The 26,805-nt window shown below is 48.9% G+C and carries 20 protein-coding genes; 15 read left to right on the plus strand and 5 right to left on the minus strand.

From position 1 onward, the window contains the following. The first annotated feature begins 85 nt into the window (after positions 1-85). The 8 genes from FPE01S_RS08670 to FPE01S_RS08705 all read left to right on the plus strand — a co-directional run bounded on the left by FPE01S_RS08670 (position 86) and on the right by FPE01S_RS08705 (position 9,894). Entirely contained in the window at positions 86-2,572 is a 2,487-nt protein-coding gene (locus FPE01S_RS08670; RefSeq protein WP_046368321.1) for a bifunctional YncE family protein/alkaline phosphatase family protein, read from the plus strand. A 91-nt stretch (positions 2,573-2,663) separates the two neighbouring features. Next, positions 2,664-3,239 (plus strand): DUF4136 domain-containing protein, encoded by a 576-nt coding sequence (locus FPE01S_RS08675; RefSeq protein WP_046368322.1) that lies wholly within the window; start codon positions 2,664-2,666, stop codon positions 3,237-3,239. A 335-nt stretch (positions 3,240-3,574) separates the two neighbouring features. Continuing rightward, on the plus strand, positions 3,575-4,057 hold the full coding sequence (locus FPE01S_RS08680; RefSeq protein ID WP_046368813.1) for a c-type cytochrome: 483 nt from the start codon (positions 3,575-3,577) through the stop codon (positions 4,055-4,057). Positions 4,058-4,076: 19 nt separating this feature from the next. Next, positions 4,077-6,095, plus strand: coding sequence for a Sec-dependent nitrous-oxide reductase (gene nosZ / locus FPE01S_RS08685; protein ID WP_046368323.1), 2,019 nt, complete (start codon positions 4,077-4,079; stop codon positions 6,093-6,095). Beyond that, positions 6,092-7,123, plus strand: a complete 1,032-nt coding sequence (locus FPE01S_RS25865) for a nitrous oxide reductase accessory protein NosL (protein WP_046368324.1) — start codon at positions 6,092-6,094, stop codon at positions 7,121-7,123. The genes nosZ and FPE01S_RS25865 overlap by 4 nt, the downstream gene beginning before the upstream one ends. Then, entirely contained in the window at positions 7,120-8,352 is a 1,233-nt protein-coding gene (gene nosD / locus FPE01S_RS08695) for a nitrous oxide reductase family maturation protein NosD (RefSeq protein ID WP_046368325.1), read from the plus strand. The genes FPE01S_RS25865 and nosD overlap by 4 nt, the downstream gene beginning before the upstream one ends. After that, the gene (locus FPE01S_RS08700; RefSeq protein WP_046368326.1) at positions 8,349-9,116 is read left to right on the plus strand and encodes an ABC transporter ATP-binding protein; all 768 of its coding nucleotides are present in this window, start codon (positions 8,349-8,351) and stop codon (positions 9,114-9,116) included. The genes nosD and FPE01S_RS08700 overlap by 4 nt, the downstream gene beginning before the upstream one ends. A gap of 10 nt (positions 9,117-9,126) precedes the next feature. Further along, a complete protein-coding gene (locus tag FPE01S_RS08705; protein ID WP_046368327.1) occupies positions 9,127-9,894 on the plus strand; it encodes an ABC transporter permease subunit in 768 nt (255 codons plus the stop codon). Here FPE01S_RS08705 and FPE01S_RS08710 read toward each other — a convergent pair. Continuing rightward, a complete protein-coding gene (locus FPE01S_RS08710) occupies positions 9,824-11,068 on the minus strand; it encodes a hypothetical protein (protein ID WP_046368328.1) in 1,245 nt (414 codons plus the stop codon). The two genes, FPE01S_RS08705 and FPE01S_RS08710, sit on opposite strands and share 71 nt — an antisense overlap. Positions 11,069-11,196: 128 nt before the next feature. On the opposite strand from FPE01S_RS08710, the gene FPE01S_RS08715 reads away from it, so the two are divergent. The 6 genes from FPE01S_RS08715 to FPE01S_RS08740 all read left to right on the plus strand — a co-directional run bounded on the left by FPE01S_RS08715 (position 11,197) and on the right by FPE01S_RS08740 (position 17,484). After that, positions 11,197-13,560, plus strand: coding sequence for a TonB-dependent receptor (locus FPE01S_RS08715; protein ID WP_046368329.1), 2,364 nt, complete (start codon positions 11,197-11,199; stop codon positions 13,558-13,560). A gap of 130 nt (positions 13,561-13,690) precedes the next feature. Continuing rightward, positions 13,691-14,677 (plus strand): iron-sulfur cluster repair di-iron protein, encoded by a 987-nt coding sequence (gene ric / locus FPE01S_RS08720; RefSeq protein ID WP_046368330.1) that lies wholly within the window; start codon positions 13,691-13,693, stop codon positions 14,675-14,677. After that, positions 14,677-15,489 (plus strand): DUF2249 domain-containing protein, encoded by an 813-nt coding sequence (locus tag FPE01S_RS08725; protein ID WP_046368331.1) that lies wholly within the window; start codon positions 14,677-14,679, stop codon positions 15,487-15,489. The genes ric and FPE01S_RS08725 overlap by 1 nt, the downstream gene beginning before the upstream one ends. After that, positions 15,486-16,745: a hypothetical protein gene (locus tag FPE01S_RS08730; protein ID WP_046368332.1), complete on the plus strand. Its 1,260-nt coding sequence runs from the start codon at positions 15,486-15,488 to the stop codon at positions 16,743-16,745. The genes FPE01S_RS08725 and FPE01S_RS08730 overlap by 4 nt, the downstream gene beginning before the upstream one ends. Then, complete coding sequence (locus tag FPE01S_RS08735) at positions 16,726-17,049, plus strand: metal-sulfur cluster assembly factor (protein WP_046368333.1); 324 nt, start codon at positions 16,726-16,728, stop codon at positions 17,047-17,049. Before FPE01S_RS08730 ends, FPE01S_RS08735 begins: the two co-directional genes overlap by 20 nt. A 3-nt stretch (positions 17,050-17,052) precedes the next feature. Then, entirely contained in the window at positions 17,053-17,484 is a 432-nt protein-coding gene (locus FPE01S_RS08740) for an RrF2 family transcriptional regulator (RefSeq protein WP_046368334.1), read from the plus strand. A 1-nt stretch (position 17,485) separates the two neighbouring features. Here FPE01S_RS08740 and FPE01S_RS08745 read toward each other — a convergent pair whose 3' ends face one another. Next, positions 17,486-19,066: a receptor L domain-containing protein gene (locus tag FPE01S_RS08745; RefSeq protein WP_046368335.1), complete on the minus strand. Its 1,581-nt coding sequence runs from the start codon at positions 19,064-19,066 to the stop codon at positions 17,486-17,488. Positions 19,067-19,146: 80 nt separating this feature from the next. Here FPE01S_RS08745 and FPE01S_RS08750 point away from each other — a divergent pair, with 80 nt between their 5' ends. Further along, positions 19,147-20,109, plus strand: a complete 963-nt coding sequence (locus FPE01S_RS08750) for a hypothetical protein (protein ID WP_052955619.1) — start codon at positions 19,147-19,149, stop codon at positions 20,107-20,109. A gap of 5 nt (positions 20,110-20,114) precedes the next feature. Here the strand turns inward: FPE01S_RS08750 and FPE01S_RS08755 are convergent, their stop codons facing one another. The 3 genes from FPE01S_RS08755 to FPE01S_RS08765 all read right to left on the minus strand — a co-directional run bounded on the left by FPE01S_RS08755 (position 20,115) and on the right by FPE01S_RS08765 (position 26,771). Continuing rightward, positions 20,115-21,737, minus strand: a complete 1,623-nt coding sequence (locus FPE01S_RS08755; protein ID WP_052955620.1) for a glycoside hydrolase family 16 protein — start codon at positions 21,735-21,737, stop codon at positions 20,115-20,117. A gap of 86 nt (positions 21,738-21,823) precedes the next feature. Further along, the gene (locus FPE01S_RS08760) at positions 21,824-23,341 is read right to left on the minus strand and encodes a RagB/SusD family nutrient uptake outer membrane protein (RefSeq protein ID WP_083990178.1); all 1,518 of its coding nucleotides are present in this window, start codon (positions 23,339-23,341) and stop codon (positions 21,824-21,826) included. Positions 23,342-23,360: 19 nt separating this feature from the next. Then, positions 23,361-26,771: a TonB-dependent receptor gene (locus tag FPE01S_RS08765; RefSeq protein ID WP_169749145.1), complete on the minus strand. Its 3,411-nt coding sequence runs from the start codon at positions 26,769-26,771 to the stop codon at positions 23,361-23,363. Between the last annotated feature and the right edge of the window lie 34 nt (positions 26,772-26,805).

The raw sequence follows: 26,805 nt of genomic DNA on the forward strand, positions 1-26,805 counted from the left end.
AATGTAATTATTCTCCGAAAGATGAAAACCGGTATTAAGGAATTATAAACCGCTTGTGCTTCACGGCATCGGTGTAATTTTAAAGATGAAAAAAATCGGTTTATCCGCACTGATCGGTGCCCTGGCTGGAATCGTTACCCTTTTTGCCCCTGCCCTTGAAGCCGGTGCCCAATCCGTTGCCGGTGACACCAGGCCACTGGAAACCGCCCTCAGCAACAACCGCGTTCGGCTGCCCAATGGCTGGCACCTTTCACCCGCGGGAACCGCCCTGCCGCTGGGTGATCTGCCGCTTAATATGGCACTTTCCTCCTCGAAGAAACTCCTCGCAGTTACCAACAACGGTCAAAGCGTGCAAAGCATCCAGCTGATCGATGCCCGCGCAGAAAAGATTCTCGATAATGTGGTAGTGCCCAAATCGTGGTATGGACTGAAATTCAGTGCAGATGAAAAGACGCTTTACGCTTCCGGGGGCAATGACAACCGGGTCCTCATCTTCAATGTGCGCGATGGCAAATTGCTGCCTGCCGATTCGATCGTACTGGGCAAGCCATGGCCGGTCAGGATTTCGCCTGCGGGACTGGATATAGATGACAAGGCAAAACGGCTCTATGTCGTCACCAAAGAAGATAATGCGCTTTATGTGATCGACCTCGGCAGCAAAAGCATAACGAAAAAGCTAGACCTCGGAAAGGAGGGCTATGCCTGCCTGCTGAGCCGCGACAAAAAAGAATTGTATATCTCTGTTTGGGGTGGAGATAAGGTGCTGGTGGTTGATACCCGGACCCTCACTGTATCGGCTGCGATACCAGTAGGTGACAATCCCAATGAGCTCCTGCTCACGGCAAAGGGCAACCGGCTGTTCGTGGCCAATGCCAATGACAACAGTGTATCGGTGATTGACATCAAAAACCGGAAGGTAACGGAAGTGCTGAATGCTGCCCTTTTCCCGGATGCACCGGCGGGAACCACCTCCAACGGGCTGGCCCTCTCGGCCGATGAGAAAACGCTCTATGTGGCGAATGCCGACAACAACTGCCTTGCACTGTTTGACGTGAGCAAGGCGGATGCCACCCGATCCAAAGGATTTATTCCGACGGGATGGTATCCCACCAATATCAAAGTAGTCGGAAAAAAGATCTTTGTAACCAACGGGAAAGGGTTTTCCTCTTTCCCGAATCCCGATGGACCCAACCCGACGAAACCTGGCGCTATTGCGCCACGACACCAGGGTGATTCTTCGGCTACCAAAAAGGTGGAATATATCGGTGGACTGATGAAAGGAACGCTTTCTATTATTGGCACGCCGGATGAAGCGTCGCTGGAAGTGTATTCCAGGGCCGTTTATACCAACACCCCTTATTCGAAGGAAGGAGAACTGACTGCAGCAGTGGAAGCGGGTAACCCTGTTCCGGGAAAAGTTGGCGAGCCATCGCCCATCAAATACGTGTTTTACATCATCAAGGAGAATCGCACCTATGACCAGGTGCTAAGTGATCTGCCAGGCGGTAACGGCGATACGAGTATCCTGCTGTTTGGCCGCCATATCACGCCCAACCAGCATAAACTGGCGGAAGAGTTTGTATTGCTGGATAATTTTTATGCCGATGGTGAAGTTAGTGCAGACGGTCATAACTGGAGTACTTCTGCGCACGCAACTGATTTCCTGGAGAAGAACTGGCCCAGCAGCTATGGCGGACGGGGCGGCGATTATCCGGGGGAAGGCAAGCGTGAAACTGCCAATCCGAAAAAGGGATTCATCTGGGATTATTGCCAGCGGGCCGGCGTAAGCTATCGCACTTACGGCGAATTCGCAGATGATGGGAAAGCCAATATTCCCGTACTGGAAAACCATTTTTGTCCCTATTATACTGACTATAACCTGGCTGTTCGTGATACCACCCGTTTCGGACAATGGAAGCGGGAATTCGATTCACTGGTCACTGTGAATGCGGTACCAGCCCTGAATACGATGCGGTTCGGCAATGATCATACAGAAGGGATGCGGCGCGGCCGCCCGACGCCATTTGCGCATGTGGCGGACAATGACCTGGCAGTGGGCATGTTTGTGGAATATCTTTCAAAAAGCCCGATCTGGAAAGAATCGGTAGTGTTCATCGTGGAAGATGACGCACAAAACGGCCCCGATCATGTGGATGCACACCGTACCACGGCCTATGTTGCAGGGCCCTTTGTAAGGCGGAAGTTTGCCGACCATACGATGTATTCCACATCCTCTATGCTGCGTACCATTGAACTGATCCTTGGCCTGCCACCCATGAGCCAGTACGATGCTGCAGCAACGCCGATGTGGCGGAGTTTTATGGCATCTCCTGACCTGGCCGGATTTACGGCCCTGCCGGCAAATATCTCCCTGGATGATAAAAATGGGGTGGACAATGCTACTGCCAGGCTGAGTGAAACCCTCGATTTCAGCAAGGAGGACCGCGTTCCCGATCTCTTATTCAGCCAGATCATCTGGAAGGCGGTGAAGGGCGAACACCGCGTTATGCCGGCGCCGCGCCGGAGTTCTTTTGTGAAGACGGTGGCCGGGGAAGATGAGGAAGATGACTGACCGCAATGTCGTTTTACCGTAAAACGCCATTCTTTTATCCCAGAGCCGCGGGAACGCAATATTATTGTTTGCATAATCAAGCATCAATAACATGAAAACATATTCCCTTTCACTCCTGGTTATGGTGGCAATAGTAGCACTGTTCTCCTGTACGTCACAGGTTAAAGTAACAACAGACTACAACCGGTCAGTAGATTTTTCCAAGTACAAGACATTTGCATTTTACCAGCTGTCAGATCATGGACCGGGCCTGAGCCAGCTGAACCAGGAACGTATCATCAATGCGATCAAGAGCCAGCTGTTGACAATGGGCTTTACAGAAAACAAGGAAAATCCTGATCTATGGGTGAATGCTACGGCAATCGTAAAGGAGAAAACCCAGGTGACGGCAAATTCCAACTACTACGGCTATGGTGGCTACTATCGTCCATACGGATGGGGACCGGGCTTTAATGGCACTACTACCTATAATACTTATGAGTACAAGGATGGTTCATTAATCATTGACCTGATTGACGCCGCTTCTAAAACACTGGTATGGCAGGGAACAGGTAACAAGGAGATTGATAAGCCTTCCAAGGACCCTGATGCAGCGATCAAAGCTGCCGTTGCCAAAATAATGGAAAGCTATCCGCCTGGTGGGGATAAGAAGACCGCGAAGAACTGAAAATCTGATTGCCCTGTTGTAACAGTTAAATACAGTGAAATCTGATTTTGTAAGGGAACGATAATCAATCGTTCCCTTATTATTTTCCGATTAAAGTTCATAAAGGAGTTTGAACATTAATCTGAGAACACCTGAAATATTTGTAAATTAATCACTACTCCGCATTCCCTTATACGTGCCTGACTACATTGCACAGGTCATAATAAATTGCCAGTGTAATGACCAGTATCATTGCCCTGATTGATGAAGATCAGAATCGTGCGCTCAGCTTAAGAATACATTTGTTCCAGATAAAAGGCATTCAAATACTTTTATTTAAATCAAAACTTCCAATCATGAGGTGCAAATTTACCTTCGCTGCAATGGCAATCGCCGGTACCATTTTCGTTTATGCCTGCGGCGGATCAGAACCAAAGTCCGAAGACAAAACCGCTGCATCAACCGAACAGCCGGCACAGCCGGAAGCCCAGGCTGAAGTGCACGGCACTGAAGTAAAAGCCGGGGACATCAAACTTGACCATCCGCTGAACGCTGAATGGGTTGCTTCCGGAAAAGGCATCTATGATATGAAATGCATGGCTTGCCACAAATTAACAGATGAAAGACTGGTTGGTCCGGGCTGGGCTGGCGTTACCAAAAGGCGTCAACCTGAATGGATCATCAATATGATCACTAATGTTGACATGATGCTGGAAAAAGACCCTGAAGCCCAGAAACTCCTGGAGCAGTGTCTTGTGCGTATGCCTAATCAGAATATCAGCCAGGATGATGCCCGGCATATCCTGGAATATATGCGCCAGAACGACGGCGAAAAATAACCCTCTAATCATATATATTATGTCACGCTACCTGAACAGAGCTTTCTTTTCTGTCGGAGTGCTGGGTATTGCCCTGGGCGCTCTCCAGGGATGTAAGCCCAACACCAACACCACCGCCGCAGCCACCGGTGACGCGTCCAAATCTTTTGTAGCCCCCGGCAAATACGATGAATTCTATAACGTTGTTTCCGGAGGATTCAATGGCCAGATCGGCATCTATGGAATTCCATCAGGCCGGTTGTTCCGCATTGTTCCTGTTTTTTCCCAATCTGCCGAAAGCGGATATGGTTTCAGTGAAGAGACCAAGCCCATGTTAAATACATCGCATGGATTTGTTCCCTGGGATGACCTTCACCACATTGCGCTCTCTCAAACCAAAGGGGAACATGATGGTCGCTGGGCATTTGCGAACGGAAACAATACACCACGCCTCGCCCGCATCGATCTGAACACTTTTCGCACTGCCGAGATCCTGGAGATTCCGAACAGCGCCGGTAACCACGCTTCACCTTTTATTACTGAGAATTCGGAATATGTGGTTGCTGCAACCCGCTTCAGTGTACCGCTTGATGACCAGAACGGCGATGTTCCCATCAATACTTACAAGCAGAATTTCAAAGGGTCTATCAGTTTTGTGGCTGTAGATCCTGGCTCCGGCAAGATGAGTATTGCCTTCCAGATCAGGACTCCGGGTGTCAATTTCGATTTGTCCCGCGCCGGAAAAGGAAAATCCAACGGCTGGTTCTTCTTCAGCTGCTACAATTCCGAACAGGCGAATACCCTGCTGGAAGTAAATGCCTCTGCTAAAGACAAGGACTTTGTTCTGGCGCTTAACTGGAAAAAAGCGGAAGAGTATGTAAAGGCAGGCAAGGGCAAAAAACAGGCTGTAAAATACGCACACAACGTCTATAGCGATGCTAACCATTCTGCCACTTCGGAAATGATCACAGAAGTACTGGAACTTGATCCGGCAGATTGTCCCGATATGTTGTATTTCATCCCCTGTCCCAAATCGCCCCACGGAACCGATGTGGATCCTACCGGTGAATATATAGTGGCATCGGGTAAACTCGCGGCAAGCATCCCGGTTTTCTCTTTCGACAAGATTCAGAAAGCGATCGCAGACAAAGCATTTGATGGTGACTACAGCGGTATTCCCGTGATCAAATATGAAGCTGCCTTGAAAGGTGAGGTACAAAAACCGGGTCTCGGACCACTGCACACCGAATTCGACGGAAAGGGTAATGCCTATACCTCTATGTTTGTATCATCCGAAATTGTAAAGTGGAGCCTTGATAACCTCCAGGTGCTGGATCGCGTACCGACCTATTATTCCATCGGTCACCTTTCCATTCCCGGCGGGCCAACTGCCAAGCCGCATGGAAAGTACATGATCGCGTATAACAAGATCACTAAAGACAGGTACCTGCCAACCGGGCCTGAACTTACCCAGAGTGCACAGCTGTATGATATCAGTGGCGAAAAGATGAAGCTGATCCTCGATTTCCCCACAACAGGCGAGCCACACTATGCGGAAGCGATCCCTGCAGCGCTGATCAAAGACAAGCAGGTGAAGATCTTCAAGATTGAAGAGAACGCGCACCCCTACGCAGCCAAAGGTGAAGGCCAGGCAAAAGTGGAAAGAAAAGGGAACGAAGTGCATGTATGGATGACTGCCATCCGCTCGCACCTGACACCTGACAATATCGAAGGCGTAAAGCTTGGTGATAACGTTTATTTCCATGTTACAAACCTTGAGCAGGACTGGGACGTACCGCATGGCTTTGCGATCAAAGGCGCCAATAACGCCGAGATCCTGATCATGCCCGGGGAGACCCAGACCCTCCAGTGGAAGGCCGACAGGGTAGGGATCTTTCCCTTCTACTGTACCGATTTCTGTTCTGCACTGCACCAGGAGATGCAGGGCTACCTGAGGGTTTCGCCGACAGTGAGCAACACTCCGCTGACTTTCAGCACCGGCACCAATAAACCTGCTGTAACACCAACTGAAGGCGCTGACAAATCTTCATCAAAATGAGCAACATCTCCAGGGTACTGATCGCTGTCGGGGCACTTGTCCTGATCGCTGTATACTTTGTTCCGGTCTGGTCAATTTACCTGATTGCGCCGCAGTACCCTGAAGGTTTGTCGATGCAGATCTGGTTAAACAAGATTACCGGCCAGGTAGATATTATCAACGGGCTCAACCACTATATCGGCATGAAGCACATTACGGTTGAGATGTTCCCCGAGTTTACCTACCTGGTTTACATTTTAGGTTTTTTCATTCTGTTTGTTCTTTTGGTATCCATCACCGGAAAGACCAGGTTGCTTTTTGCTTACCTGGTTCTTTCCGTAGTTGGTGGGATAGCTGCACTGGTTGATTTTTATATGTGGGGATATGACTATGGCCATAACCTCGACAGCAGTGCTGCTATCCGCGTACCCGGACTGTCATACCAGCCACCGCTCATCGGCCACAAAAAGCTCCTCAATTTTGATGCTTATTCCTATCCGGATACAGGGGCCTGGATCATCGTTGCCGTAACGGCAATGCTCTTTGTGATATGGTTCCTGGAATGGCGCCGTGAGAAAAAAATCAACTTCATGAAACTTCAGACTTCCAAAGCATCAGCAGTTGTTTTACTTTTCCTGGTCGTTTTCCTGGGTGCCTGCACACCGAAACCGGAGAAGATTGCCTACGGAAAAGACAGCTGCTCGGAATGTAAAATGACTATCGTCGATCCGAAATTCGGGGCAGAAATCATTACCAAAAAAGGGAAGGTGTACAAATTCGACGATACGCATTGTATTGCAGCCTTCCTGGAGCAACGCCGTATTGAGTTGGGCGACATCCATCAGACCCTGTTTGTATTGTATGATCAACCGGGTGAGTTTGTGAGCGTGAAATCAGTGGAGTTTGTAGTCAGTACTGAGTTGAAAAGTCCTATGGGCGGAAACGCAGCGGCTTTTGCCGGCACTGATGCCGCAAAAAAGAAATCCGGTGAAATCGAAGGAAGTAAAACCACCAACTGGGCTACCCTTTACAATATTCTCGTCAAATGAGAATGCTGCTGACCATATTGAATTTATGTATCGTGGTGATGCTGTCAGCCAACACCATTGAAGTAGGGAAAGACAGGAGGGGCGGCACCTTGCGGCAGGCCGTCAGTTTGGCGAAAAGTGGTGATACCATACTGCTCTATCCGGGTGTTTATAACGAAGGGAATATCATTATATCCAGGTCGCTTCATCTGCTTGGCATCGGAAGCCCGGTACTGGATGGCGAACTGAAAAATGAACTGCTTACCCTGTCTGGGCATGGTATAGTGGTGAAAGGGATAACCTTTAGAAATGCTGGTTATTCTTCCATGAATGACTTTGCAGCCATTAAGGTAATTGACGCAACCGGCGTACGGATCGAAAACAATACCATAGAGAATTCTTCCTTTGCCATTCATTTTGCCAACTCCACCTTAAGTGTTATCCGCGGTAATACCATCCGGGGGAACAACAAGTCCGAACATTCCTCGGGGAATGGCATTCACCTTTGGAAGTGCAGCCAGATGCTGGTGGAAAACAATTCCATTGAAGGGCACCGGGATGGCATTTATTTTGAGTTTGTCACCTTCTCTGTTATTGTACAGAACCGGAGTGAGCGGAATATCCGGTATGGTCTGCATTTCATGTTTTCCAACGATGATCATTATGAAGCGAATGTATTCCGCAATAACGGTGCCGGCGTGGCCGTCATGTTTTCCAAAAAAGTGACGATGGTGAACAATCATTTTGAAGAAAACTGGGGTGCTGCAGCCTATGGTATATTACTGAAGGAGATCAAAGAGGGCACCATCATCCGCAATACCTTTCTGAAAAACACAGTGGGTATATTCATGGAAGGGAGCAGCCGGTTGCTGATTGAAAAGAACAACTTCCGGAACAACGGATGGGCCGTAAAAGTGCAGGCCAGCTGCGATGAAAATGATTTCGGATTCAATAATTTTTTCGGGAACAGTTTTGATATTTCCACCAATGGCACAATGATGCTGAACCGGTTCTACAGCAATTACTGGGACCGCTATGAAGGATATGACCTGGACCGCGATGGTGTGGGCGATGTGCCTTTTCATCCTGTGAGTATGTACGGCATGATCATCGAAAACAATCCCACTACGCTTATCCTGTTGCGGAGCTTTATGGTGTCGCTGCTGGATAAGGCAGAAAAGGCAATACCCAGCCTTACCCCCGAAAATCTTATTGACGATAAACCAGTCATAAAGCCGAACAGATTATGATCAGGGTAGAAAGTCTCAGGAAGAAATTCAAAAAGCTGCAGGCGCTGGATGATATCAGTGCTGTATTCAGCAGCGGTCAGGTGATCTCGCTGATCGGGCCCAACGGGTCTGGCAAAACAACACTGATCAAAACCATACTCGGGATGGTGCGCGCCGACAGCGGCCACATCTATGTGAATGCCAAACCGATTGATGGTGATCCCGGCTACCGGAGCAAAATTGGCTATATGCCGCAGATCGGCAGATATCCCGACAATATGAAAGTGGGTCACCTGTTCAGCATGATGAAGAATATCCGCACGATGCCCGATGCGGAACTGGATACCGACCTGCTTGTCCGCTTCAACCTCGTATCCATTTTTGACAAACCCATGCGCACGCTGAGCGGCGGAACCCGCCAGAAAGTGAGTGCCGCTCTGGCTTTCTATTTTAACCCCGACATCCTGATCCTGGATGAACCAACAGCGGGACTAGATCCGTTGTCGTCTGAGATCCTTAAAGAAAAGATCCTCCAGGAAAAGAAAAAGAACAAACTGATCCTGATCACTTCTCATATTCTGAGTGACCTGGATGAACTCACCACCCATATCATGTACCTGCAGGAAGGGAAAATGATCTTCCTGAAAGATATTAATACCCTCCGCAGGGAAACCGGTGAGGATCGCCTGGTGAAGGCTATTGCCGGCATCATGCGGACGGATAAGAAGAATGCCTTGTGGATCGATGAAGTACTGGCGATGAAGGCCGGCAAAGAACACCCTTAAACTCCCCGCCATGTTAAAGTTAACCCGGTACGTACTGTACGATATAATCCGCAGCAGGGTAGTGCTTGCCTACGCTGTATTCCTGCTGCTGGTATCACTGAGCTTATTCAACCTTGAGGATAATCCGAGCAAGGCAATTCTTAGCCTGCTCAATATTGTGTTGATCGTAGTGCCTTTGATCAGCATGATCTTTACTACTATTCATTATTATAATTCTTACGAGTTCATTGAACTCATGTTGTCACAGCCGCTCAGCCGCACACGCATCCTGCTGAGTGAATACGCCGGCGTAGCCATTTCCATGATCACCGCATTCCTTATCGGTATTGGTATTCCGGTTTTAATCTATGTTCCTGATGCAGTTGGTGCCACCCTGGTGCTGACCGGATGCGGACTGACACTGGTATTCACTTCGATTGCTTTTTTAGCTTCCGTAAAAGCGAGGGACAAGGCGAGGGGAATCGGCTCGGTGTTGTTGTTGTGGTTTTATTTTTCCCTGATCTACGACGGACTGGTATTGCTGATTCTTTTCTCGCTCAGTGATTACCCGATGGAAAAATTCACCCTGCTGCTGGCTGCACTCAACCCGGTGGATCTTGGCCGGATCTCCATTATGCTGAAACTGGATGTAAGCGCACTGATGGGATATACCGGCGCACTCTACAAGGAGTTTTTCGGCAGCAATGCCGGTGTGTTGTTCACCTCTGCTATGATGGTGTTGTGGACTGCCGTTCCGCTCTGGACTGCCCTGCTGGTATTCCGGAAAAAGGATCTTTAACACCAGCCGCTATCCGCATTAATATTATACTCACAGGAATGAGCGCCGAGACTCCCAGCATTATTGCCGGGTCAGGTGATGGCTGCAAAACCAGCATTAATTCTGTTGTTATAAAGCCTGAAAGGAAGATAACAGTTGCGGGGAGCAGCCGGACGGCGCCACGAGGTGACCGTTGCGAAATACTGTCAGACATTGCGGACACGATAAAAGTGCTGATAAAGCCCAGCAATACCAGGTGCAGGTAACCGATGATATAATTCCTGTTCAGTGCTGCGATCCGGGCAATCACGGGAAACGCGCTGCACACCTGCAGTATATTTTTCAGTACGAAAGCCGCAATGGATGTAGTAAGTAGCCAGTTGCCGGAAAGTGTTTCCCATCGCAGGCGATTCAAATCCATTACAACAAATCCTGCTGCAGTTAATTGAAGCAGTGCAGCTGCTCCGCCGATAATGTTGAAAGCAAGCGAAGGAGAATTCCACAGCACGGAAAGCGAATAGGCCGGAATGCAGGCGGCAGTCATTAGCAGGTATACATACTTTCCATATTTCAGGTCACCGGACTTTTCCAATAGTTTATACAAAGCAGCGAGAACAACAAAGGTGAAAAAGCCATTGTATTGAAAATGCAGGTAGAAATAGATGGCATTGTGGTACAGTGGCGTTCCGGATTTTCCCAGGGCACTTATGGGGCCCAGGGCTAGTGGGCCCAATGAAGAAATGAAACAGAAAATAATACCAGCCTTTAAAAACCGGATCGGTAGGGTATATGCTTTTCTCGACTGCCTCAGGATCATTATTCCGAAATAGAAGGAAGCAACAAGGGATAGCGCAGACAGTATAATGCTGACGGGTCCATATCCCTGCAGAAAGAAGCTGACCAGCATGCCGTAAGCAGAGATCATGATCAGTACAAGGATATTTCTCCAGTGCCTGCTGTCGATCTGGGTTGTTATCTCGGGAAAATATTTCAGTGTGAGAAAGATCAATGCCGGAAGTACCCATCCGCCAAAGGCAAAATGTGAATGTGCGTGAAGCAGGTTGGTGTATGACCAGGGAAAGTGCAGTAACGGAAATGCCCGTAGCAGTAGACCCGCGAGCGACAATACGAGAAAGTTGGACAGGGAAAGCCGGATCCACTTATGCTGCTGTCGCCTTTGTAAATCGCTTTTCATGAGGAGAACAAAGAAACGGCAGATAGTCAGCAATAGTTATGATGAAGATCATCCCGTGCACTGACCACTGCACTGCAACGCGCGACCACCGCGGATTACATTTGACTATCCGTTAGAAAATATCTTTTATGTTCAACATATTCAGGATCGCAGCCGTCACCCTGTTGACACTCTTCGCTGCAGTCCGACTCTCCGCCCAAACCTCCCTTAAAGGAAAGATCATCGATTCCTCCACCAAGGAACCTGTAACAGGAGCAACCGTTCAATGCACTGCCGGGTGCGCGTGTGGTTGTGCAACCACTGCGCTGGGTGAATTTGAGCTGAAGCATATGGGCAGCTGTTGTAAGTCTTTCAGGGTTTCCAGTATCGGTTACCAGGCCCTTGTATTTGACGCAGGAAATGCTGCCGGGTCACCGGTTACCGTGATACAGTTGCAACAGGAGAACAATGCGTTGCAGTCGGTAGTGGTGACCGCCAACAGGGAAGGGGTTAAACGTTCGCTTGCTCCGGTTGCAGTGAGTACTGTGTCATCCCGGATGATCCAGGAGACCAAACCCGTTACTGTTGACCAGGTGCTGAATAAAGTAAGCGGTGTATATATGGTAAACCTGGGTAATGAACAACACAGCATGAGTATCCGGCAGCCGATGACCACCAAAAGTCTTTTCCTTTACCTGGAGGACGGCATTCCCATTCGTACAGTGGGACTTTTCAATCACAACGCATTGTTGGAAATGAACATGGCATCTGTCAAAAGCATAGAAGTGATCAAAGGCCCATCGTCATCGCTTTATGGAAGTGAGGCAATTGGTGGCGTGGTGAACTTTATTACCGCAGCGCCGCCTGTAATACCTGTTGCAAAAATTTCGGTTCAGGGCAACAGCATTGGCTATAAGCGCACCGATCTTCAAACCGGCTCCACCTCCGGCAAATGGGGATTTGCATTTAATGGGTATTATGCCGACAAGCGGAACAGTTTTATGGAGTATACCGACTTTCATAAGGGTGCAGTAACTGCAAGGGTTGATTACAATTTCAGCAGCAGAACAACATTGTCGAACAGTTACACCTACCTTGATTATTACAGCGATATGACCGGCGGCATCGACAGCGCTATGTACGGAAATAAATCCTTTAACAGCAAACATACCTTTACCTACCGGAAGGTTAATGCACAGCGGTTGCGGTCAACCCTGAACCATACCTGGAATGATCATAGCAAATCAACTGCTGCTATCGTGTATCGAAACAATAGTATCGGGCAGAACCCGGCTTATGCCGTAAAGGATGACTACCGGCGTACTTCAAGCGGCGAGTGGAAGGGGCAAAAGGATCTCGCGCATGGCGAGATCAACGAAGCATCGTTCAATAGTTATGCAATGATCCTGCAGCATAAACAGAAATTGAACTGGCACCAGACAGCTCTGATCGGCGGAGTCAGCGCCGATTTCAGTCCTTCTGCCTATACTGCCGGATACATTGGCATCAACAGGGACAGTGTTTCAGGAAAGTACACCGGGTATGCAGCAAGTGACAGCATGTTGACCCACTACAACAGCGACGTCAATAACTATGCGGCCTTCATGCATGTTGAAACCAGTCCTTTTGAAGAGCTCCGGCTGGTCGCTTCGCTCCGCTATGATCGCTTTAATTACCGGTTCAACAATTTTCTTCCGCCCTCCGCCTATAGTGGTGCGCCCGATTCCCGGAACAATTTTAGCCGGGTAAGTCCGAAGGTTGGCTTCATCTGGAATTTTTCGCAGCGCACCGGCATCTATACCAATTACAGCGAGGGATTTGTGCCACCGCAGGTCACCGAGATGTACAAGGGGGTAAAGGTGCCTGACCTTGTGCCTTCCGTATTCCGGAACTATGAGGTTGGCGGATGGGCAGAATTGATCAGGGGTAAATTATCCGCTGATGTCAGCCTGTACAGGATGAGGGGATCTGATGAAATTGTTTCCATGATGATGGACGACGGAAGTTACCAGAACCGGAATGCCGGTGAAACCCTGCACCAGGGCGTTGAACTCGGTGTTACTGCTAATCCACTGAAGAGCCTGAGTTTCCGTTTCAGCGGAGCACTGAGCAAACACCGGTTCGAAACATTTGAAGAAAAGGGGGTTGCCTATGACGGAAAGGAAATGAACGGTGCGCCGCGCTGGATGCACAATGCCGAAGCCTGGTACCGCCCGGCTTACATAAATGGCCTGAGGGTAGGCATAGAATGGCAAAAGATCGGCAGGTACTTCCTGGATCCAGTTAATACCGTGAAATTCAGCGGGTATGATGTGTTCCATTTCCGGGCGGGCTATTCGTGGAAAGCAATGGAGGTCTGGATGAATGTGATGAATGCCGGCGACAGTTATTATGCCTACACTGCCAGCAAAAGCAATTACGGATATAGCTATACTCCCGGTGAACCGAGAAACCTGACCCTTGGCGTGAGCTATGATCTCGGGAGTTTATTCCGGAAGGGCAGGGCGGACTGACCTTTGTCAGTGATCTCATGAAGGACGATATGATTCTCGTCAGGGAAGGGAAATTAGTCCGCAATAAAAGTATAGCGATACTTCTAATAAGGTACCTTTAGGTCAATACATTAATGCTAAAACCTTTTATATGCCAACTGTTTCACAAGAGAATTTTCTGAACGTAACGCTCCTGGAGCCAAGAGAAAAGCATCCTGCCATTTTCCGTTATTTCGACGGACTGCCTGATGGTGAGACGCTTACAATTTATAATGATCATGACCCCAAGCCTTTATATTACCAGTTGCTGGGAGAGCGGGGAAATGTTTTTACCTGGGAATACCTGGAACAGGGGCCGCAGTGGTGGACGGTTAATATTACCCGGAGGATGCCAGCTGCAAATGAGGAGACATTGGGTCAGATTGCGGCGAGGGATCTGCGCAAGGCTGAGGTCTTCAGAAAATACGGACTGGATTTTTGCTGCGGCGGCAGGAAAACAGTGAAAGAAGCCTGTGCCGAAAAGGGACTGGATGTGGTGAAGATTGAACAGGAACTGCAACATACTGATAAATACCCTGCCGGAGGTGCTTTGGCTTATGATGAGTGGCCATTGGATTTCCTGGCTGACTATATTGTAAATACCCATCATAAATATGTGAGGAAGACGCTGCCTGAGTTGACCAGGCTGGCCGCAAAAGTTGCCGGGGTGCATGGCAACAGCCATCCTGAACTGCAGGGGATCAATACACTGGTGACAGAAATAAATGAGGAGCTGTCTGCCCACCTGATCAAGGAAGAGCGGGTGTTGTTCCCATATATCAAGGGATTGGTTCAGGCAGAGGCGAAAGGAGAAGCTTTGCTGGTGGCTCCTTTCAATTCGGTGCAGCAACCCATCAGCCTGATGGAAATGGAACACGAGCTCGCAGGAAAGCACCTGGAAACGATCCGGACAATTTCCCGCAACTATGCAGTTCCGGAAGATGCCTGTGCAAGCTACAGTTTACTGTTCAGGTTGCTGGAGGAATTCGAAGCTGATCTGCATATCCATATCCACCTGGAGAACAATATTCTTTTTCCGAAAGCACTTCAGCTTGAGAAGAACAACAGTAAAAGTGCCACAAATAGTTGCAGGTTGTGATGACGATCAATGGCCAAACCAGGATTGCTGCTTTGCTGCGAATGCATCCGGAAGCGCTTGAGGCGATCGTCAGTATTCACCCGAGACTGGAGAAACTCCGGAACCCGGTACTGAGAAAGCTGATGGCGGGAAGAACGACCATTGCCATGGCCAGCAAAGTAGCTGGTTGCCATCCTGATGCGTTCTTTGAAAAACTCCGGCCATTGGGTTTTGAACATGCAGCTGACGGTGCTACTGAAGTGATTGCTGAGGATGTCATCCCGCTGTTCGTGCATCATATTTCGCCAGAGCAGGTAATCACACTTGACGTAAGACCGTTGATCGCTGCAGGCAATGATCCCTTGAACCTGATCGTCAGGCATACCAGGAGTCTCAAGAGCGGGCAGTTGCTGAAGATTGTGAACAGTTTTTACCCTGGCCCGCTGGTGCAGTTGCTGGAAAAACAGGGATTCGGCTCTTTTACAAAAGAAGCCGGGTATGACCTTGTTGAGACATTCTTCTATCTCCGGGATGCTGCAGCAACAGGCTCTATGGAGCAGGCAGAAGCCGCATTCGGATCGGACGACAATTGGGACGATATTTTAGTAGCATATGCAGGACACATGAAAACGGTCGATGTCAGGCATCTTGAAATGCCGCTACCTATGATGACCATCCTGGAATCACTGGACCGGCTGGCTGCGGATGAAGCACTTTTTGTGTATCATAAGCGGCTGCCGGTTTTCCTTTTGCCCGAACTGGCATCGAGGAAGTTCAGGTACGTTGTGAATAGAGTGAACGAGGAACAACTTAATATGCTGATCTTCCGGTGAAACACACTCCCCATACAGTAGTCCTGCCTTTTTATGGCTATGCCGCCATAGCATTACTGGCGGCCACGATCCTGCTTGCCTGCTCTACCGGTGCTATGACCGGTCACTATTTTCAGCCGCATGTACTGGCGATCACCCACGCTATGGCACTGGGTTGGGGAACTATGATCATACTTGGCGCAAGTCATCAATTGATACCAGTGCTGATTGAAGGCAGGTTATATAGCAATACGCTGGCTATGCTGTGTTTTGTACTGGCCGCCATGGGCATTCCGCTGCTGGTATACGGATTTTATGTTTTTGATCTTGGCTGGCCCGCTAAAGCCGGGGGCATCCTGATCAATGTCGCGGTGTCACTTTATGTAGTGAATGTTGTGCTGAGTGTGCAGAAAAGCGGAAAGGAGAGCATTCAGGCTGTATTTGTACTCACGGCTGCCTGCTGGTTGTTATTAACCACAGGCGTGGGCCTGCTGCTGTTGTATAATTTCACCGATCCTTTTCTTTCCCGGGATTCCCTGGCTTTCCTGTCGCTCCACATGCACCTTGGTGTGATTGGCTGGTTCCTGTTGCTGGTAGCAGGTGTGGGTTCAAGGCTGGTCCCGATGTTCCTGTTGAGTAAGTATTCCAATACTTCACAGTTGTGGTGGATGTATGCGCTGATCAATGGCGGACTGTTGTTATTTGTATTCCTTTTTGTCCGGTTTCCGGAATCGGGATGGCATAAGATCGCTATCCTGCCTCTCGCCATGGCTCTCCTGATTTTTGGGGTGTATTGCTTCCGGGTATATCAATCCAGGATTCGTAAGAGAGTGGATGGCCAGATGCGGTTATCGATTCTTTCCATCCTGATGGCATTTCTTCCGCTGTTTATAATAGCCGTGATTTCCATTGGTTCGGCCGTTGTAGGGAACAGCCCCGTTCTCCCCCTGGTTTATGGCTTTGCCATCTTTTTCGGCTGGCTGACAAGCATCATATTGGGAATGACCTTCAAGACCCTGCCCTTTATTGTGTGGAGCAAGGTGTACGAGCACCAGGCCGGTCTGAAAAAAACGCCCCAGCCGGCTGATCTTTTCAGTCACCGGCTTTTCAGGCTGATGGCGCTGACTTACCTGGCAGGCTTCCTGCTTTTTGCTACGGGACTGGCCTGGAAAAACATAATAGTGCTGAATTTTTCCGCCCCGCTACTAGTCACTGCAGCCTTTTGTTACAACCTGAATGTTTTTAAACTGGTGTTTCATGGACGTCATCACCAATAATACGCTCCGCTGTACCATTGCACTGGCAGCGTTGGAGTCAGTGGTCGATCCTGAACTCGGTCTGAATGTGGTGGATCTCGGGCTAATCTGCCAGGTTGATTTTGATGACGCGGCAGGGAAGATCTTTGTGCAGATGATGCTCACTGCCCGATTTTGTCCTATGGGAGAGTCATTGATCAATGCTATTGCCCGCGTTATGGAAGCAACATTTCCATTCGCAGGTATCACTGTTTTACAGACATTTGATCCACCCTGGGACCATTCGCGGATCTCTCCCGAAGGGAAAAGATTCTTAAATCGTTGAAGTATGCTGAGTCTGACCTGCAAGAATGCTATCAAGGCCGTCATCTACCTGGCTTCAAAATATGATTCGGATACGAAGGCCGGAATCAAGGAGATCGCCGAATATATCAATGCCAGTGACCACACGGTGGGTAAGTTGCTGCAAACACTAGTGAAGCATGAGATCATCAACAGCCTTAAAGGCCCTTCCGGTGGTTTCTATATTTCCCGCGACCAGTTGAAGCAACCCGTGATCAATATTGTTCAGGCGATAGATGGCGATGAAGTGTTTCGTGAGTGCGGACTCGGCCTGAAGAAATGTTCGGCCAAACACCCCTGTCCACTGCATGACCAGTACAAAGAGGCCCGCGATATACTTGAAAAAATGTTCCGGAAAAATTCGGTTAAAGACCTCAGTGAATCTGTGAACGACGGGCTGGCTTACCTGACGGGCTGACCTATTGGCAATTGTTTGCGATTTCCTGGATTCCTGGGTTAGTGTTATTCCCTTCAAGGATAAATGCCCCATTCCATCCGGTCAGCGCTAAAGTTTTAAGCGCACAGAAGTTGTTTAATAATGGATTGAATCCCATATATATCTGACCATCCACATTTTTCAGTTTTTCAAGGCCGTCAAGGCTCTCGAGTTGATCATTCCTTGAGACAATAACAGTTGATCCATACCCCGGTGCTGACGTAAAGCCATTTAATCCCTGGAGATTTTTCAGCTTTTCGTTGAAGATTATTTCGAGCCTGGATGCTTGAGCCAGGTTTTCCAGACCTGCAAGGCTTGTCACGCCGGTATTCGCGATCGTGATTCCCCTGCTCAGTTTTTTTATATTCTGGAGCCCGTTCAGAGAATACAGGCCCGGGCTTTCCCTGATTACAATGTCAGGTGTTTCCTTAAGATTTTTCAGACCGGTAAGGTCCCTGAGCGCTTCATTACCTGTGAGCAAGATGCCATTATCAACTGAGTCTATATTGATAAGTCCGCTAATATCAGCAAGAACCGCATTGCCGGAGATTTCCAGGCCATCTAATTTGTGGAGCCCTTCGAAGCCATGGAGATCAGGGAGTGCCGGATTTCCGTAGATCCTGATATTCCAGGTTACCACGCTGAGGTTGCCAAATGCGGAAATGTCAGTTAAGTTTGGATTGTCTGAGATCAATATACCTCCATCAAGCCAATTTAGTTTTTCAAGACCGTGCAGCGACGTTAATTTCTCGCAAAGCTGGATATCTATATTGCCAAACGAATTGTAGGTGATGTTGTCAAATCCTGAGAGATCAGTAAGCTCATCATTGTTCACAATAATCAGCGGACCATTATTGCTGGTAAGATTTTTCAGTGCATTCAATTCCTTCAGCGCAGTATTGTTTTCAAAGCGCATGCCATGGAAAAAGCCAGCAGCTCCAACAGCCATAATGCTATCCATTCCATTTAGCGTTGTCAGCTGATTCGTGTTTGTTACTTCCAACGCATAGTCAATTATGGCGAGGTCTTTCAATGGAGCCAAATCTGTTATTGATCCGGTCAGGAATAGCGACCCGTTGATTGTGGTGTAATGTCCTCTTCCAAATTCAATTACTTCCTGTTGTGTCGACAGGGTAATACTACCGAAATACACTTTCTCAGCAAGGGAGCTGAACGTGATTTCATTGCCGTATGCGACGCCTTTGTTGTTTCTGGCATAAGCACGCAGGTAATATTTTTTCCCGGCCGGGATATTGGTGATAATTACCTGCATTTTGCCATAAGAGTCTGTTGGCCTTACTAAAATGTTCAGGTTTTTTTCAAGGGTTGGCGCGGCAAAAGTATCAACGACAAATCCGGTTTCAATGATCTTTGATGATCCTGAATCCTTTAACGTACCATTGACAGTAATTGAGAAACGGGTAAAATCCGAATAGGGATCTGTAATAATTGTGGGTAGTTCCGTTTTGGTATCGGGATTGGGATCCGGGTTATCGATAACGGAATCTTTGTTACAGCTAAATAATATAACAACGCAAAAAAGTGAGGTTATTAACTGCTTCATGGATAAGGTTGTTAAGGAATCAGCAGAAAGATAACCGGTATTGTCGAATTGTCCTATTTTTACAGATTTTAAAATATTATATGCGTTTGTATGTTATCGTGGCTGTAGTCGGCACCGCCCTGGCTTTCTCCGGTTGTTCCAAATCCGGAGAAACCGACAATCCCCCAGGACCTCCGCCCCCGGATACTGTTCCCACTGCGGCTTACGATCTCACCCAGCTGGAAATATCACCACTTTTTTCTCCTGATCCACTAACGGTTCCATTCCAGCAGCAGGACAATGCCGAGCTTTCCGGAATTGCAGCAAGCATCTCTAATCCAGGCATTCTGTATATGCATAATGACAACATGAATGAGCCGGTCATCATCACCAATGCAAATGGAGAAGACCTGGGCATAATTGTGCTGGATGGCATTAGTACCTTGAATCCTGAAGATATCAGTGTTGGTCCCGGTCCTGTTCCAGGAAAGAGTTATATCTATTTTGCCGATATCGGGGATAACTACAAGCTGCGCAGCAGTATCGTGATCTATCGTTTCGAAGAGCCCGAACTATCCAGTGTTTCGGCGACAACTGAAATACATATCAATAATGTTGACCGGTTGGTTCTGAAATACCCCGGTGGTCCATACGATGCGGAGACAATGCTGATCGACCCGCTGACCAGGGATATTTTTGTTGCAACAAAAGAAGGGGGAAAGTCAACCCTCTATAAGGCTGCCTGGCCACAATCTACCAGTGAAATTACTGCACTGACCCCTGTTCTCAACACACCGTTTGACCTGCTTACTGCCGGCGATATCAGCAAGGATGGAAAGGAAATATTACTGCGCAATAAGTCAAATATCTGGTACTGGCAAAGGACAATCAACAGCAGTATTACAGTGGCCCTGGAGAAAGCGCCGGAAATCGCTCCGTATGCCGGAAACGAACCAATTGGTGAGGGCGTAGGATTCGCGCGTGACGGTAGTGGTTATTTCACCAACTCAGAGGTAAGCACTCCGGCGGTTTCAACAAAGCTTTCGTTTTATAAGAAAAAGTAGCGGGATTATTTATTTCCGGGGTTTTGTACTTTACTAAGTGTTATGTCATCCAGGTGAATGGATTTATTGCCAGTGTTGGTGAAAATGATGCGGACTGTTTTTTTGTTTCTTTCGGGCTCGGTGTTCGTGCGAAAACCAAGTGATGTTGGTTGAAACCTGGATGAAGGGTAGTTCACTTTCGGAATGTTGTCTTCAAATACCCCGGTAACCGGAGTAATATTGTTGCATTCAGTTTTAAGTTCACCGCCGCCCCGGCTCCAGTAGCTCAGTTGATAGCTCGTGGAATGATCCAGGTACACATATTGTTCCAGTGTGTCGCCGGGTTGTAACAGAAACCCGGAATTGCCGCTTCTTTTCGCCTCCTGCGAAATGGCTCCATTTCCTTCCCACGGAACGATTTCCCTGCTGTACTCCGCACCGCCATTGGGCAGTTCGTTATTTCCTTCCAGTGGCCATTGGTAGGCACGGATATAGTCCACTTCCATACTCACGGAACCACCGCCACCATAACTCCCCAGGAAAACATTCATGAAATGGTTGGGGGAATAGAGCTGGTGTTTGTCTGTGTACGCTTTTATCAGGGTTCCGTTGATGTAATGCTTTACTGTGGTTGGCGTCCACAGAATACCATGCACTACCCAGTTGTCGCGGTGGGTAAACCCTTCTGCAACATGGGTAGCAAGATTGTGAATGAAGCGGCCGTTTGTGTCAACATTTCCGTGTAAAACAAACTGTGCATTGATGTATTCAAAAACATCGATCTCAAATACCTGTCCGTGTGGCCGGATGCCTTTTATGCCATTCAGTTCGGTGCCTTTTTCCAGGTAATATTTCAGGTCAGGTCCGGGAGAATCAAACCAGAAGGCGGTATTCAGCCCGCGCGGCTGACCAGTGCTGCTCCTTTTCACCCGCACTTCAAAATAACCGCCGCGACTGTTGTCGAGCAGGTTTTCATGGGTAGCCCAGTCATAGGTCTGGATGGAGGAAATCTTCTTGTTGTTTTTTTTGTCATAAACTTCTTTTGGGAGTGAATCATTGGTGAAAAGAGTGATGGTAGATCCGTTCAGACGATAGGCGGGCTGCGGTAAAGTATTTGTTTTGAGTTCCGCAGCATTAACACCATACAGGTAGTCGATATTGGAATAATAGTTGGTCGACCACTTGTTGCGGTTAAGCAGTGAATCGTTGAATTCATCATGCCACCACAACTGCATTCCGGCAGGCACTGCCGGGCTACTGGTAATATCCAGGTGCTGAGCTTCTTTCGGGTCAATATTCCAGGTGGCAGTAGTGGTTACTTTACTGTAATACGCAGGACCTTTGGGCGACTGATGTGCCTTGGTTAACCAGATATAATAGTCGGTCGCAGGCCGGACATTTCGGATATAATATCGGTCGGCTTTGCTGTTGATGATCACTCCGGGTTGGGAAGGACGAACACTGTCCGTCGACCAGTAAATCGCCAGCTCGCGTCCTTTCTGACATTCACCCCATTGCACACGAATCCAGCTTCTTGTTCCCAATAGATCGGGTTTGCATTTGTTTCTGCCGCCTGGCTGTGCCATCAGGTAGCTGAAGGGGACCAGAAGGCAGAGGCAGAGGGTAAGTTTGCGCAATATGTTTTTCATCTTTTTACAAATTCGGAACGCATTAAAAAAATAAAGGGGCACCCCGGAAGAGGCACCCCCCATCATTAAGACCAGATTGAGAGCGTTTAATTATATCCTTCGTTTTGAGCGATTATGCCATTGCTTTGGGTCACCACAGACCTGGGTAGTGGCAAAAGAACCTTATAGCTTTCGGCGGTGGTGGAACCGTCATCGATTGCCCGTTGAATGAATTTATTCCAGCGGATCAGATCATCCTTCCTCCAGCCCTCACCCCACAATTCAAACAGGCGCTCGTTTTGCAGGTGCTCCAGGAACACATCGTGTGAAAGCCCGTCCGGCAGATCGGCCAATCCGGCTCTTTCGCGTACCGCATTAATTGCAGCATATGCTTCAGCGGTTGGCGCACCATTGGCTTCGTTGATGCTTTCCGCCAGCATCAGCAGTACATCTGAATAGCGATAAATAGGAAAGTCTACTGCGCTGTTCTGCGAATTGGCTTTGGAAGGGTCCGGTGAAAACTTCATGGGAACGGCTCCCATATCGCCGCCTGTACGGGCGTTGCGGTATTTGATGGAACCGTCGGCATTCTTACCGTTGGGATAGGATTCCATCAGCATTTTCAGCCGCTTGTCAGTGTGATCAAATTTGTCAAAGGATGTCCACCGCATCTTGTAACCGCCCCAGGCAGTAAGTGGAATGCCGGAGGGATCAACATAGTCGGAAGGCAATGAATGCGCGAGCCACATATTCGTGTACTGGTCACCGGAAGTAGGGGAACAAACCACGGCGAGGATCACTTCCGGAGAATTACCACCTTTGTTTTGTATGCTGAAATTGTCTTCATAATTGTCAGCCAGTGAATAGCCGAGCGTTTGCAGCTGTTGACCGGTGGATACGGCTTTGCTCCAGTTCTTCTCGTGCATATACAGTTTCATCAGTCCGGTCAGCGCGGCTGCCTTTGAGAACCGGCCGTAATCCTGCCCGGTGAATTTGTCGGGCAGGCTTGCTGCAGCTTCGGTATAATCCTTTTCAATCTGTGCGGCTACATCAGCTGAAGCCGGACGCGGCTGGAATGGTGCCTTAGGATCGGCTGCTACAGCCGGGTCGGTCACAATGGTAATGGGGCCATAGTTGAAATACAATAATTGTGCGTAGTGCGCACGGAGCGCTTTAAGTTCCCCGACATAACGGTTCTTCAGGTCATCGCTGATGGCCGCTTTCTGAATACCGTCGATCGCGATGGCAATCCGTGAAATATAAGGCATGTACCGGTTGTAGTTGTGGGTTACCCAGTCGAAATCCGGATTGTAATTCAGGGTATGCATAATGGGCCAGTTGCCACCCCAGGCACATACGCCTTCGTCGGTGGTCATCATCGCCTGGGTGCGCCAGGCATAGGTGCCGGAAGTCCATCCACCCTGCCAGTCACTTCCACCTGCCAACCCGGTATAGGCTGCATTAACTGCGGCAACCGCACCTTCAGGTGTATTCACCACATCGGAGAGATCACCATAGCTCTGGTATTCCAGCCCCTTTTCGCAGGAGGTGCCCAGCAACATTCCTGTTATCACAGCCGCTGCCAGCAAGACACGGCTGCCTGATATATTGATTGATAAATTCATTTGATGTTTGTTTTACTTGTTAGAAACCAACGTTGAGTCCGAATACATAACTCTTGATCAGCGGGTAAAAATTGTCAGTATTCAGTTCCGGATCGAGGCCGGGATAGCTGGTGAATGTGAATGGGTTTTGAACATCGAAGGAGAGGCGGACATTGGTAAACAGCTTTTGTTTCGCCATCAGCGTCCGCGGCATTGTATACCCCAGGGTGATATTTCTGCAACGCAGGAAGGAGCCATCCACCAGCCAGTAATCCGCGCTGTTCTGGTATCCTACATATTTAGAATCAGACAATGCAGTAGGAAAGTTTCCGTCAGGATTGGCGAAGGTCCATCGTGTGGAAGACACCGGCATGGCATTAAAGCCGAACGAATTGGTGGTGTTTTCCTGTGCGCGGCCATTTGCATAAGGCGACCATTTTTTCTGTACCAGACCGGACATGAAGATATTCAGGTCAAAGTTCTTAAATGTGAACTGGTTGCCGAATCCGAAGTTGAACCGGGGATCGCCATTGCCGAGATAGGTCATGTCGGCGGCAGTGATAGCACCATCGGGGCCTGTCAGGTTGCCAGAAGCATCATAGCCGTGAATGTCCCGCAGAATAATTCCGCCGGGCAGCATGCCTGCCATTTGTCCGGGCTCCTTGCCTGTGCCGCCTTTGAAAATGCCCTCTGAGCCGATCCCGAAGATGGGATTGAAGAGGGCATCCCTTCCGCTGGCAACTTCGTATTTGTTCAGCACTGCCAGCGCCTCAGGGGAACGCTCCACCCAGTAATTGAGATAATGAGAAAAGTTGATGGTGGTTGACCAGGTGAGTCCGCCTGATTTTTTTGCGACAATGTTTTTTGATTGCAGGGCGATATCATATCCTGTCGATCTTGTTTTCCCCGAATTCCGGTACACACCATTGATGATGAATCCGGAGGGATAGGGAACGAAAGTGATCAGGTTGCGGATGGTTTTGTTGAAATAGTCAACAGAGGCGCTGAGCCGGTTATTGAAGAAACCAAGGTCAAGACCGATATTCAGTTCGCCCGCAGTTTCCCAGGTGAGGTTGGGATTCGCATCGCGGGTAAGGATCAGGCCGGAATTTACAGCACCCGTACCAAAAAGGGGGCTTTGTGCAGTACCGTATTGCTGAAAGGCAGATGCGCCGAATTCACTGTTGCCGGTTTCTCCGTATCCTGCACGGAGTTTAAGGAAGGAAACTGCATTCAGGTTGGGCATGAAGGATTCATCAGAAAGAACCCAGCCGGCAGATACGCCGGGGAAGTAACCCCATTTTTTGTTGTCAGCGAAAACGGAAGAACCGTCTCTCCGGATGGAAGCCTGCAGGGTGATATTACCATTATAGGTATAAATGGCACGGGCGAAATAAGACGCCCAGGTTGTTTGTGCCCGGCTTGACCCCACGGTCGGACGTAAAGCCTGCCCGGATCCGAGATTGTAATACAGCACCACATCAGAAAGGAAATTCTGGTTAGCGGCATTAAAGCCTTCCCAGTTGGTTTGCTGGTAGTTGTATCCTGCTACAGCGCTGATGTTGTGGCTTGTGCCAATTGCTTTGTCATAAGAGAAAGTATACTCCAGCAATTTGGATTTGGCTTCCGATTCCGCGATGCTTGCAGCGCCGTTAGCCTGTTGCCCGTAATAGAAAGTCCGCGGGAAATAGGTAGAGCGTTTTGAAGAAGAATGATCATAACTGAACTTGGCCCTGGCTTTGAGCCCGGTTATGATCTTCCATTCTCCATATGCGCTCGCCAGGGAACGGTTGGATGCTGTTTTATCGGTAACGGTACCGTAGGAGATCGGGTTCGGGATATTGGGATAATAGGGGCTCAGCGGATAAGAGCCGTCCGGATTCTGCAAGGGAATATTGGGTGCCCAGTAGATCGCTGCTGTGACGATACCGCCGTTTTCATTCTGTCCTCCGGTAATGGTATTGTCAGCGTTGGAATTCGAAAGGATCACACTTGCGCCGAGTTTGATCTTCTCGGATACGACCTGGTCGATATTGATGCGACCATTATAACGCTGGTAACCGGTGCCGATGATCACACCTTTCTGGTCAAAGTAGTTGCCGGAAGCGAAGTAGGAGGTCTTTCCGTTTCCGCCAGATAACGAAAGGTTGTGTTGTTGGGTATATCCGGATTGGGTAATGGCTTCGGTAGCTGTTTTGTCTGCATTGCTGGCAGCATCAATTTCTGCCTGGCTGTAGACCGGCGTATAGGGATTGACGGTGCCGGCATCCACGGTGCCGTAGAAGGGTGCGATCTTGTTATCGCGGTACCACATTTCTTCTCTTAACAGGTTGCGTTGCGTCATGTAGTCTTTTGCACCGTATACGGGATACATTTTGTCCACGCGCTGGATACCGTAGCTGCCCATATAATCGATCTTCGCTTTTCCTTCAACGCCTTTTTTGGTGGTGATCAGTACTACACCGGCACCCGCCCGCGCACCATAAATGGAAGCGGCACTGGCGTCTTTCAGGATTTCAATAGAAGCGATATCATTGGGATTGATGAAGTTCAGGGGTGATTTATCTACCCCGCCATAACCATATTTTGAGCCGCCGACATTGCCGCCCATGCTGGGCTGACCGGCTGCATCATTCACAGGAACACCGTCTATTACATAAAGTACACCGGCATTTGCAGCAGAGGGGTTGCTGCGGATTTGCACACGCACTCCTGCGCCCGGCTGGCCGGTTGGTTGAATCACCTGTACACCGGCAGCCTTTCCCTGCAATGCCTGCTGGAAATTTGCATTCACGCTGGTGTTCATGTCTTTGCTCTTGATACTGGAAACAGCACCGGTAAGGTTGCGCTGCTTTACAGCACCATAACCGATCACTACGATCTCTTCAGCGGCAGAGATTTTCCGCTGCAGCACAATCCGGTCAAGTGGACTGTTCATGGGGATTTCTACCTGTTCATAACCGACAAAGGAAATGACCAGTGTGCCTTCCCTGCGGGTTACAGTAAGGGAGAACCTTCCGTCGGCATCGGTAGCCGTACCGATATCGGTTCCTTTCACTTTGACTGAAGCGCCTGCGAGTCCGTTCTGGTTTTCATCAACGATCCGGCCGGTAAGCTCGAGCGGAATGACGGCAACCAGTGCAGGCGGGGTAGCTGCTGGTTTGTTCCTGATCACGATGGTCTTATCTACGATCGTGTATTCGAAAGGCAGGTTGGTAAGACATTTGTTTAGGGCTTCATTCAGTGGCAGGTTGTTCAGGTCGATATTGATCCTTGGCGCATCCTGGATGCTTTTGATCTCATACCAGAAATAAAAGCCGGTCTGCTTCTCGATCTTTTTGAAGACCGATTCCAGTTTTGCGTTTTTTTCCTTCAGGGACACCGTCTGGGAATATCCGGCGGCCCTGGCCTGAAGCATGGTGACGATAAGCAGTAAAATGGTTAGCCTCATTACTAACAGTGTTTTGGTGAGGAGCGTCCCTGGG

This window comes from Flavihumibacter petaseus NBRC 106054 (assembly GCF_000974785.1).
GTDB classification, from domain to species: domain Bacteria; phylum Bacteroidota; class Bacteroidia; order Chitinophagales; family Chitinophagaceae; genus Flavihumibacter; species Flavihumibacter petaseus.

What these genes read in the sequence shown, in the direction of transcription:
- FPE01S_RS08670 (WP_046368321.1), top strand. Translation starts at nt 86, where the DNA reads ATGAAAAAAATCGGTTTATCCGCACTGATCGGTGCCCTGGCTGGAATC.
- ric (WP_046368330.1), top strand. Translation starts at nt 13,691, where the DNA reads ATGCCAACTGTTTCACAAGAGAATTTTCTGAACGTAACGCTCCTGGAG.
- FPE01S_RS08680 (WP_046368813.1), top strand. Translation starts at nt 3,575, where the DNA reads ATGAGGTGCAAATTTACCTTCGCTGCAATGGCAATCGCCGGTACCATT.
- FPE01S_RS08745 (WP_046368335.1), bottom strand. Translation starts at nt 19,066, where the DNA reads ATGAAGCAGTTAATAACCTCACTTTTTTGCGTTGTTATATTATTTAGC.
- FPE01S_RS08750 (WP_052955619.1), top strand. Translation starts at nt 19,147, where the DNA reads ATGCGTTTGTATGTTATCGTGGCTGTAGTCGGCACCGCCCTGGCTTTC.
- FPE01S_RS08760 (WP_083990178.1), bottom strand. Translation starts at nt 23,341, where the DNA reads ATGAATTTATCAATCAATATATCAGGCAGCCGTGTCTTGCTGGCAGCG.
- FPE01S_RS08735 (WP_046368333.1), top strand. Translation starts at nt 16,726, where the DNA reads ATGGACGTCATCACCAATAATACGCTCCGCTGTACCATTGCACTGGCA.
- FPE01S_RS08740 (WP_046368334.1), top strand. Translation starts at nt 17,053, where the DNA reads ATGCTGAGTCTGACCTGCAAGAATGCTATCAAGGCCGTCATCTACCTG.
- nosD (WP_046368325.1), top strand. Translation starts at nt 7,120, where the DNA reads ATGAGAATGCTGCTGACCATATTGAATTTATGTATCGTGGTGATGCTG.
- FPE01S_RS08710 (WP_046368328.1), bottom strand. Translation starts at nt 11,068, where the DNA reads ATGAAAAGCGATTTACAAAGGCGACAGCAGCATAAGTGGATCCGGCTT.
- FPE01S_RS08675 (WP_046368322.1), top strand. Translation starts at nt 2,664, where the DNA reads ATGAAAACATATTCCCTTTCACTCCTGGTTATGGTGGCAATAGTAGCA.
- FPE01S_RS08725 (WP_046368331.1), top strand. Translation starts at nt 14,677, where the DNA reads ATGACGATCAATGGCCAAACCAGGATTGCTGCTTTGCTGCGAATGCAT.
- FPE01S_RS08700 (WP_046368326.1), top strand. Translation starts at nt 8,349, where the DNA reads ATGATCAGGGTAGAAAGTCTCAGGAAGAAATTCAAAAAGCTGCAGGCG.
- FPE01S_RS08705 (WP_046368327.1), top strand. Translation starts at nt 9,127, where the DNA reads ATGTTAAAGTTAACCCGGTACGTACTGTACGATATAATCCGCAGCAGG.
- FPE01S_RS25865 (WP_046368324.1), top strand. Translation starts at nt 6,092, where the DNA reads ATGAGCAACATCTCCAGGGTACTGATCGCTGTCGGGGCACTTGTCCTG.
- FPE01S_RS08715 (WP_046368329.1), top strand. Translation starts at nt 11,197, where the DNA reads ATGTTCAACATATTCAGGATCGCAGCCGTCACCCTGTTGACACTCTTC.
- nosZ (WP_046368323.1), top strand. Translation starts at nt 4,077, where the DNA reads ATGTCACGCTACCTGAACAGAGCTTTCTTTTCTGTCGGAGTGCTGGGT.
- FPE01S_RS08755 (WP_052955620.1), bottom strand. Translation starts at nt 21,737, where the DNA reads ATGAAAAACATATTGCGCAAACTTACCCTCTGCCTCTGCCTTCTGGTC.
- FPE01S_RS08765 (WP_169749145.1), bottom strand. Translation starts at nt 26,771, where the DNA reads ATGAGGCTAACCATTTTACTGCTTATCGTCACCATGCTTCAGGCCAGG.